Here is a 9,928-nt window from a genome sequence, read left to right as displayed (position 1 = left end):
TCGTGTCGGCCCTGACCCCCGAGCGGCTCGACACGGTGCTGCGGCCGAAGCTCGACGGTGCCTGGAACCTGCACGAACTGACCCGGGACCTGGGCCTGTCGGCCTTCGTGCTGTTCTCCTCGGCGTCGGGTGTGCTGGGAAGTGCGGGTCAGGGCAATTACGCGGCGGCGAACGCGTTCGTGGACGCGGTGGCGGCCGTGCGACGGGCCGACGGTCTGCCAGGCGTTTCGTTGGCGTGGGGCGTGTGGGAGCAGCGCAGTGGGATGACCGGTGCGTTGGGTGAGACCGAGACGGCCAGGCTCGCCCGATCGGGTCTGGTGGGGTTGTCGTCCTCGGACGGGCTCGCGTTGTTCGATGCCGCGGTGGCGGCGGGGCCGGCGTTGGTGTTGCCGGTTCGGTTCGATCCGGCCGTGTTCCGGGCCATGGGCGCCGGTGCGCCGGCGGTGGTGCGCGGGCTGGCCGGTGGCCGGGTGCGCCGGGCGCGGGTCGGCGAGGCCGCCGACGCAGGTCTGGTGCACCGGTGGGCCGGGTTGTCGCCGGACGTGCGGATGCGGGAACTGTCCGGGCTGGTGCGCGGTCAGGTGGCCGCGGTGCTGGGGCACGGCTCGGCCGAGTCGGTGGAGGAGGCCCGGGCGTTCAAGGAGCTGGGCTTCGACTCGTTGACGGCCGTTGACCTGCGGAACCGGCTGAACGCGGCGACCGGTCTGCGGCTGCCCGCCACCCTGGTCTTCGACCACCCCACACCCGATGCCCTCGTACGTCACCTGTACGGCGAACTCTTCGGCTCCATGGGCGAATCCACCGGCGAACCGCTCGCGGCGCAGGCTCCGCTCGACCGGGACCCCATCGTCGTCGTCGGGATGAGTTGCCGGTATCCGGGCGGAGTGCACTCCCCGGAGGACCTGTGGCGCATGGTGGCCACGGGCCGGGACGGCATCGACGGATTCCCGGTGGACCGTGGCTGGGACCTGGACGGCCTGTACGACCCGGACCCGGACCGCAAGGGCAAGAGCTACGTCCGTGAGGGCGGATTCCTCTACGACGCGGCCGAGTTCGATCCGGGCTTCTTCGGGATCTCGCCGCGTGAGGCGCTGGCGATGGACCCGCAGCAGCGGCTGCTCCTGGAGACGTCCTGGGAGGCGCTGGAGCGGGCGGGTATCGATCCGGCGTCGGTGCGCGGCAGCCGGACGGGTGTGTTCGCGGGTGTGATGTACAACGACTACGGCTCCCGGCTGAAGGTCGTTCCTGACGGCTTTGAGGGATATCTCGGCAACGGCAGCGCTGGCAGTGTCGCCTCCGGGCGTATCTCCTACACCTTCGGGCTGGAGGGCCCGGCGGTGACGGTGGACACGGCGTGCTCGTCCTCGCTGGTCGCCCTGCACCTGGCGGCGCAGGCCCTGCGGTCGGGCGAGTGCACCCTGGCCCTGGCCGGCGGTGTGACGGTGATGTCGACCCCGATGACCTTCGTGGAGTTCAGCCGGCAGCGGGGCCTGTCCGTGGACGGCCGCTGCCGGTCCTTCTCCGACGACGCCGACGGCACAGGGTGGTCCGAGGGCGTGGGCATGCTGGTCCTGGAGCGGCTGTCGGACGCGCGGCGCAACGGCCACAAGGTGCTGGCGGTCGTGAGTGGTTCGGCCGTCAACCAGGACGGTGCGAGCAACGGTCTTACGGCACCCAACGGCCCTTCCCAGCAGCGGGTGATCCGGGCGGCGCTGGCGAACGCCGGGTTGTCGACCGGTGATGTGGACGCGGTCGAGGCGCACGGGACGGGGACGACGCTCGGCGATCCGATCGAGGCGCAGGCGCTGATCGCGACATATGGCCGGGACCGGGAACGGCCGCTGTGGCTGGGGTCGTTGAAGTCGAACATCGGGCATGCGCAGGCGGCCGCCGGTGTCGGCGGTGTGATCAAGATGATCGAGGCGATGCGGCACGGTGTGCTGCCTCGGACACTGCATGCGGATGTGCCGTCGTCGAAGGTGGACTGGTCGGCTGGCAAGGTCGAACTGCTCAGCGAGGCGCGCGAGTGGCCCGGGACCGAGGGGCGTCCACGCAGGGCGGGTGTCTCTTCCTTCGGTGTCAGTGGCACGAATGCGCATGTGATTGTGGAGCAGGCGCCGGAGGCCGAGCAGTCGGCTGTGGTGGAGCCGGTGGTGGAGCCGGTGGCGGTGCCGTGGGTGCTGTCGGCGCGTAGTGCGGGGGCGCTGCGGGAGCAGGCCGGGAGGCTGCTCGCTCGCCTGGGGGAGGAGCCGGAGTTCTCTCCGGTGAACGTGGGTTTCACGCTGGCGGGCCGGGCACGGTTCGAGCACCGGGCCGTTGTGGTCGGCCGTGACCGGGACGAACTGCTCGCTGGCCTGGGTGACTTGAATCCCGGGACGGGTTCTGGTGGCCGGGTGGTGTTCGTGTTCCCGGGTCAGGGTGCGCAGTGGGCCGGGATGGGTGTGGAGCTGCTGGACTCCGCTCCGGTGTTCGCCGAGCGGTTCGCCGAGTGCGCCCAGGCGTTGGCAGAGTTCGTGGACTGGGACCCGGAGGCGGTCCTTCGCGGTGCCCCTGGCGCGCCGTCGCTGGAGCGCGTCGACGTGGTGCAGCCCCTGTCGTGGGCCGTGATGGTGTCGCTGGCTGCGCTGTGGCGTTCCTATGGCGTTGAACCCGCTGCGGTGGTGGGGCATTCGCAGGGTGAGATCGCTGCCGCGTGCGTCGCTGGTGGGCTGACCCTGCGTGATGGTGCCCGGGTGGTGGCCTTGCGGTCGAAGGCGATCGCGGCCGGGCTGGCCGGTGACGGCGGCATGCTCTCCCTGGCGCTCAGCGCGGAGCAGGCTGCCGGGCGGATCGCCGCCTGGGAGGGTCGTATCGAGATCGCTGCGCTCAACGGCCCGGCCTCGGTCGTCGTCGCGGGCGAGCCCGCCGCCCTGGACGAGCTGATCGCCGCCTGCGAGGCCGACGAGGTCCGTGCTCGTCGTATCCCGGTGGATTACGCCTCCCACACATCCCACGTGGAGCGGATCGAGAAGGACCTCGCCCAGGTCCTGGCCGAGGTGCGCCCGCGGACCTCCACGGTGCCGTTCTTCTCCACGGTGGAGGCCGACTGGATCGACACCCAGGCTCTGGATGGCGGGTACTGGTATCGCAACCTGCGGCGCACGGTCCGCTTCGAGGAGGCCGTACGCGCCCTCGCGGGCCAGGACCATACGGTGTTCGTGGAGGTGTCGGCGCACCCGGTCCTCGCCATGGGTATCCAGGACACCGCCGACGAGGCGGTCGTCACCGGCAGTCTGCGCCGCGACGACGGCGGCCTGGACCGTTTCCTGGCCTCCCTGGGTGAGCTGTGGGTCCACGGCATCGACGTCGACTGGGCCCAGGCCTTCACCGGCACCGGGGCGCACCACGTCGACCTGCCCACCTACCCCTTCCAGCACCGCCACTACTGGCTCGACGCCCCCGACGCCGAGGCCGCCACCGCCACCGTCCTCGATGACGTGGATGCCCGGTTCTGGGAGGCGGTCGAGAGCGGGGACCTGGAGTCCCTGGCCTCGACGCTCGATGTCGAGGGCGAGGAGGAGCAGTCGTCGCTGGGCAGCGTGCTGCCGGCGCTGTCGGCCTGGCGGCAGCAGCGTCGTACGCGCTCCACGCTGGACCGATGGCGCTACCGTCTCGCCTGGAAGCGGATTGCGGAGCGACCGGCCGGGACGGCCGGGCCGGGTACCTGGCTGCTGGTCGTTCCGGCAGGGGCCGGCGAGGACGCCTGGGGCGTGGCGGCCGGCGGGGCGCTGACCGACGGCGGGGCGACCGTGATCCCGCTCGCCTGGACCGCGGCGGACGGTGACCGGGAGCAACTGGCCGGTCGTATCAGGGAGATCGGTGCCTTCGACGGCGTACTGTCCCTGCTCGCCCTCGATGAGGCCCCGCATCCGCAGCACCCGGAGGTCCCGCTGGGGCTCGCCGGGACGCTTCAGCTCGTGCAGGCGCTGGGCGACGCCGGTGTGGACATGCCGCTGTGGTTGGCGACGCGGGGCGCGGTGTCCACCGGCGGCGCGGACCCGACGGTGGTGCGGGAGGCGCAGGCGCAGGTCTGGGGCCTGGGGCGGGTCGTCGGCCTGGAGCATCCGCAGCGGTGGGGCGGGCTGGTCGACCTTCCCGAGGAGCCGGAGGAGCGTGCGCTCGCCCGGCTGCGGGGTGTGCTGGCGGCGGACGCGGCCGGGGCCGAGGACCAGCTCGCGCTGCGTGCCGAGGGCGTGTTCGCGCTCCGGTTGCGGCGCGCGCCGGTCGCGCAGACCCGCGCTGTACGGGAGTGGAAGCCGCGGGGTACGGTCTTGATCACCGGGGGAACGGGTGCGCTGGGCGGGCGAGTTGCCCGTCGGCTGGCGCACCGGGGAGCGCAGCATCTCGTTCTGGTCAGCCGTCGCGGCGCGCAGGCGCCGGGTGCCGAGAAGCTCCGTGCGGAGCTGACCGGGATCGGCGTCCGGGTGACGGTCGCGGCCTGTGATGTCAAGGATCGCGCGTCGCTGGCGGGGCTCCTGGAGAGGCTGCGGGCCGACGGGTCGCCGGTGCGTTCTGTGGTGCACACGGCGGGTGCGGCACCGTACGCGAGTCTCGCGGAGACGAATCTCGCCCTGCTGTCCGAGGTGGCGTCGGGGAAGGTGACCGGCGCCGTCCACCTGGACGAGTTGCTGGCGGACGACGAGCTGGACGCCTTCGTCCTGTTCTCGTCGAGCGCCGGCGTGTGGGGCGCGGGGGGCCAGGGCGCGTACGCCGCGGCCAACGCGCACCTGGACGCGCTGGCGCAGCGGCGCCGTTCCCTCGGCCGCCCGGCGATCTCGGTGGCCTGGGGTGCGTGGGCGGAGTCGGGGATGTTGACGGACAACGGGGCCGAGGAGCACATGAGTCGGCTCGGAGTGCCGGCGATGGACCCGGAGCTGGCTCTGGAGGCGTTCCAGCAGGCTCTGGACCACGACGAGGGCTGCACGGTGGTCGCGGACGTGGACTGGGCGCGGTTCGCGCCCGGTTTCGCCGCGGCCCGGCCCCGGCCGCTGCTGGACGACCTGCCGGAGGCCCGGCAGGCGCTGCTCGACAGCGCCCCGGACGATCTCGCGGCCGAGGACGGCGATGCGGGCGCGGGCGCGTCCCTGGCGGACCGGCTCGCGGCGATGACCGGGGCCGAGCGGGACCGCACCCTCCTCGACCTGGTGCGCTCCCAGGCCGCGGCCGTGCTGCGGCACGACGGCGCCGACGGCGTGGGGGAGGACCGGGCCTTCAAGGAGCTGGGCTTCGACTCGCTGACCGCCGTGGAGCTGCGCAACCGGCTGCAGAAGGCGACCGGGCTGCGGCTGTCGACCGGGCTGGTCTTCGACCACCCGACCCCCGGCGACCTGGCCGCCCACCTGCGGGACCGGCTGGTCGGCCCGGAGGGCGACGGCGCCGGGGCGGCGATCGCGGAGCTGGACCGGCTGGAGGCCGCGGTCTTCTCGCTGTCTCCGGCGGACGAGGACCTGCGGACCACGATCACCTCGCGGCTGGAGGTGCTGCTGTCGCGGCTGGGCGGCTCCCCGGAGAGCGCACCGGCCGGTGGCACGGCGGACGCCGATGTCGAGGAACGGCTCGGCGCGGCGAGCGACGACGAGATATTCGACTTCATCAACCAGGAGTTCGGTAAGTCATGACGGCGAATGAGGAAAAGCTCCGCGAATATCTCAGGTGGGTCACCGCCGACCTGCACAAGGCCCGCGCCCGGCTGCAGGAGCACGAGGACGCCGAGCGCGAGCCGATCGCGATCGTGGCCGTCAACTGCCGTTTCGGCGGGGCCGACTCGCCGGAGGAGCTGTGGCGGGTGCTCGTGGACGGCGTGGACACCGTAGCCGCGTTCCCCGACGACCGCGGCTGGGACATCGACAGCCTCTACGACCCCGAGGGCACGTCGGGGCGGCCGGGCACGACGTACGTCAACGAGGGCAGCTTCGTGCGCGGGGCCGCCGACTTCGACGCGGGCTTCTTCGGCATCGCGCCGCGTGAGGCGCTGGCGATGGACCCGCAGCAGCGGCTGTTCCTGGAGGCGTGCTGGGGGCTGATCGAGCGGGCCGGCATCGACCCGTCGTCGCTCAAGGGCAGTCAGACCGGTGTCTTCGTCGGCGGCGCGCCCTCCCACTACGGACCCTCCGCCGGGAACGTCACCGAGGACGTCGCCGGGTATGTCGTCACCGGCGGCTCCGGCGCGGTGCTGTCCGGCCGGCTGTCGTACTTCCTGGGCCTGGAAGGGCCGGCGGTGACGGTGGACACGGCGTGCTCCTCGTCGCTGGTCGCCCTGCACGAGGCCGTGCACGCGCTGCGCCGCCGGGAGTGTTCGCTGGCCGTCGCGGGCGGCGTTGCGGTCATGTCCACGCCGGTGGCGTTCATGGAGTTCAGCCGCCAGCGGGGCCTCGCCGCGGACGGACGCTCCAAGGCGTTCTCCGACGACGCCGACGGCATGGGCTGGGGCGAGGGCGTGGGCGTCCTGCTGCTGGAGCGGCTTTCGGACGCGCGGCGCAACGGGCATCCGGTGCTCGCGGTCGTACGCGGCACGGCCGTCAACCAGGACGGCGCGAGCAACGGTCTCACGGCGCCCAACGGCCCCTCCCAGCAGCGGGTCATCCGCGCCGCCCTCGCCAACGCGCGGATCTCCCCGGCGGACGTCGACGCCGTCGAGGCCCACGGCACCGGCACGACCCTCGGCGACCCCATCGAGGCCGAGGCACTGCTCGCCACCTACGGGCAGGTACGTCCCCAGGGGCGGCCGCTGCTGCTGGGCTCGCTGAAGTCGAACATCGGGCACACGCAGGCCGCCGCCGGTGCGGCGGGTGTGATCAAGATGGTCCTGGCGCTGCGGCACGGTGTGCTGCCGCGGACGCTGCACGTCACCGAGCCGTCGTCCAAGGTGGACTGGTCGGCGGGCGAGGTGGAACTGCTGACGGAGACCCGTGCGTGGCCGCCGGCCGACGACCGTCCGCGTCGCGCGGGCGTCTCCTCCTTCGGCGTCAGCGGGACCAACGCGCACGTCATTCTGGAACAGGCACCGCAGGAGGAGGAGACGGAGGCCGAGCCGGAGCCGGCCGGGACCGCGGGGCCGACGGTGCTGCCCACCGTCCCCTGGGTGCTCTCCGCCCGGGGCGCCGACGCGCTGCGCGCCCAGGCCGCCCGACTGCTCACCCGCGTCGAGGGTGGCCAGGAGTCGGCTCCGGTCGACGTCGGCTGGTCACTGGCCGCCTGCCGCGCGACCCTGGACGACCGTGCCGTGGTGACCGGCTCCACGTCGACCCAACTCGTCGACGGACTGCGTGCGTTGGCGCGCGGTGAGGAGGTCGCCGGTGTCCTGACCGGCCCGACCTCGCCCGGCGGCGCGAGCCGCGTGGTGTTCGTCTTCCCCGGCCAGGGCTCGCAGTGGGCCGGCATGGCACGGGACCTGTGGGAGTCCTCGCCCGTCTTCGCGGCCCGCATGGACGAGTGCGAGCGCCTCCTGGGCGAACTGGTCGACTGGTCGCTGCGCGACGTGCTCGGCGACGAGGAGGCGCTCAGCCGCGTCGACGTCGTCCAGCCCGCGCTCTTCGCGATGATGGTCTCCCTGGCCGAGGTGTGGCGCGCCTACGGCGTCGAACCGGCGGCCGTCGTCGGGCATTCGCAGGGCGAGGTGGCCGCCGCCTGCGTGGCCGGCGTGCTGTCCCTCCGGGACGCGATCCGGGTGGTCGCCCTGCGCAGCCGCGCCCTGCGCGCCCTCGCGGGCACCGGCGGCATGCTGTCGATCGTCGCCTCCGAGGAGTGGGTGCGCGAGCGGACCGAGCCGTTCGGCGAGCACGTGTCGATCGCTGCGGTCAACGGTCCCAACACCGTGGTCGTCTCCGGCGACCCGGACGCCCTGCGGGAGCTCGGCGTGGTCCTCGCCCGGGCCGGCACCATGCGGTGGAACGTTCCCGGAGTCGACTTCTCCGCGCACTCCGCCCACGTCGAGCGGCTGGAGCCGGAGCTGGCCGAGATCCTCGCCGGGGTCGAACTGCGCCCCGCCGAGGTGCCGTTCTACTCCACCGTGACCGCCGGGCCGCTGGACACCGGGGAGCTGGAGGCCGGCTACTGGTACCGCAACCTGCGCGCCCCCGTCCGCTTCGAGGAGACCGTGCGCGCCCTGGACGCCGCCGGACACGACGTGTACGTCGAGGTCAGCCCCCATCCCATCCTCACCATGGGCGTGCTGGAGACCCTGGAGAGCCGCGACCGCGCCGCCACCCCGGCCGTCGTGAGCACCCTGCGCCGGGACGACGGCGGCCTCGACCGTGTGCTCACCTCCCTCGCCGAGGTGTGGGTCCAGGGCGTGCACGTCGACTGGGAGCGCGTCTTCACCGGCACCGGCGCCACCCGCGTGGACCTTCCCACGTACGCCTTCCAACGCCGTCGCTACTGGCTGGACGGCACCGCCGGCGCGACCGGAGCGCTGACCCGCCTCGGCCTCACCGCAGTCGACCACCCGCTGCTCGGGGCGGTGCTGGACCTGCCCGACGCCGCCGGCGCGGTCCTCACCGGCCAGCTGTCCCTGCGGACCCAGCCGTGGCTCGCCGAGCACGCCGTCGACGACGTCGTCCTCCTGCCCGGCGCCGCCTTCGTGGAACTGGCCGCCCGGGCCGGTGACGAGGTCGGCTGCGACCTCCTGGAGGAACTCACCCTCCAGGCCCCGCTGATCCTGCCCGCGACGGCCGGAGTCGGACTGCGCGTCACCGTCGGCGCGGCCGACGACTCCGGACGACGCGAGCTGAGCATCCACTCCCGCCCGGGCGGCACACCGGACGCCCCCGACGACGGCGCGGTGTGGACCTGCCACGCCACCGGCGTCCTGGCCGAGGGCGCCGAGCGGTCCGACCGGGACCTCACCGACTGGCCCCCGGCCGGCGCCACCCCGGTCGACTGCGGCGATGTCTACGACGACTTCGCCGCCGCCGGGTACCACTACGGCCCCCTCTTCCAGGGCCTGCGCGCGGCCTGGCGACGCGGCGACGAGACGTTCGCGGAGGTCGCGCTCCCCCAGGACCGCGCCACCGACGCCGATCACTACGGCCTGCACCCCGCCCTGCTCGACGGCGCCCTGCACGCGGTGGGCCTCGCCATCCTCGACCAGGCGGGCCAGGGCGACACCGCACCCCAGCCGCGGCTGCCCTTCGCCTGGCGCGGCGTCACCCTGCACGCCACCGGCGCGGCGGCCCTGCGCGTCGCCGTCACCCCCGGGGACGGCACCGACGCCGTCTCCCTCACCCTGGCCGACGGCACCGGCCGCCCCGTGGCCGCCGTCGACAGTCTGGTCATGCGTCCGGTCGACACCGAGCAGCTACGGCGGACCGCGAACGCCCAGGACCGGCCGGACGACTCCCTGTTCCACCTCGCCTGGACCGCCCGCGACCTCCCCGCCGCCCCGCGTGAAACCGCCCCCTGGGCGATCGTCGGCGGCGACACACTCGGCGCGGCCGACGCCCTCGGTGACACGCCCGGCCTGTCCGTCAAGCCTTTCGCGGACCTGAGCTCCCTCGCCGACGGCGACACCCTGCCCCCGTTCGTCCTCGCCGACTGCACCTTTGAGCAGGGCGAGGCGACCACCGTCGTACGCGAAGCACTGCGCCGCGCCCTGGAGCTGGTGCAGGGCTGGCTGGCGGAGGAGCGGTTCGCGTCGTCGCGGCTGGTACTGGTCACGCGGGGCGCGGTGGCGGCCGGGCCGCAGGAGCACGTGACCGATCTCGGGGCGGCCGCGGTGTGGGGTCTGCTGCGGTCGGCCCAGACGGAGAACCCGGGTCGGTTCGTGCTGGTGGACGTCGACGCTGCCGCGTCCTCGTGGCGCGTGCTGCCGACGGCGTTGGAGTGGGCGGTGGAGCGGGACGAGCCGCAGCTGGCGGTGCGCACCGGTACGGTGAGCGTGCCCCGCATCCAT

General features: G+C 73.6%; 2 protein-coding genes. Both read left to right on the top strand.

The genetic code is table 11. From position 1 onward, the window contains the following. Positions 1 to 5,657, top strand: a 5,657-nt coding sequence (locus AQJ58_RS39585; protein ID WP_159056408.1) for a type I polyketide synthase, incomplete at its 5' end; no start/stop codon positions are given. Continuing rightward, positions 5,654 to 9,928 (top strand): type I polyketide synthase (locus AQJ58_RS39580; protein ID WP_067259424.1); only part of this gene is annotated, 4,275 nt, incomplete at its 3' end. The genes AQJ58_RS39585 and AQJ58_RS39580, both read left to right, overlap by 4 nt.

The sequence above is a fragment of the Streptomyces sp. DSM 15324 genome (assembly GCF_001514285.1).
Classification (GTDB): domain Bacteria; phylum Actinomycetota; class Actinomycetes; order Streptomycetales; family Streptomycetaceae; genus Streptomyces.
Note: the sequence above shows the minus strand (reverse complement) of the source record. Positions and strands in the feature narration are given on the sequence as shown.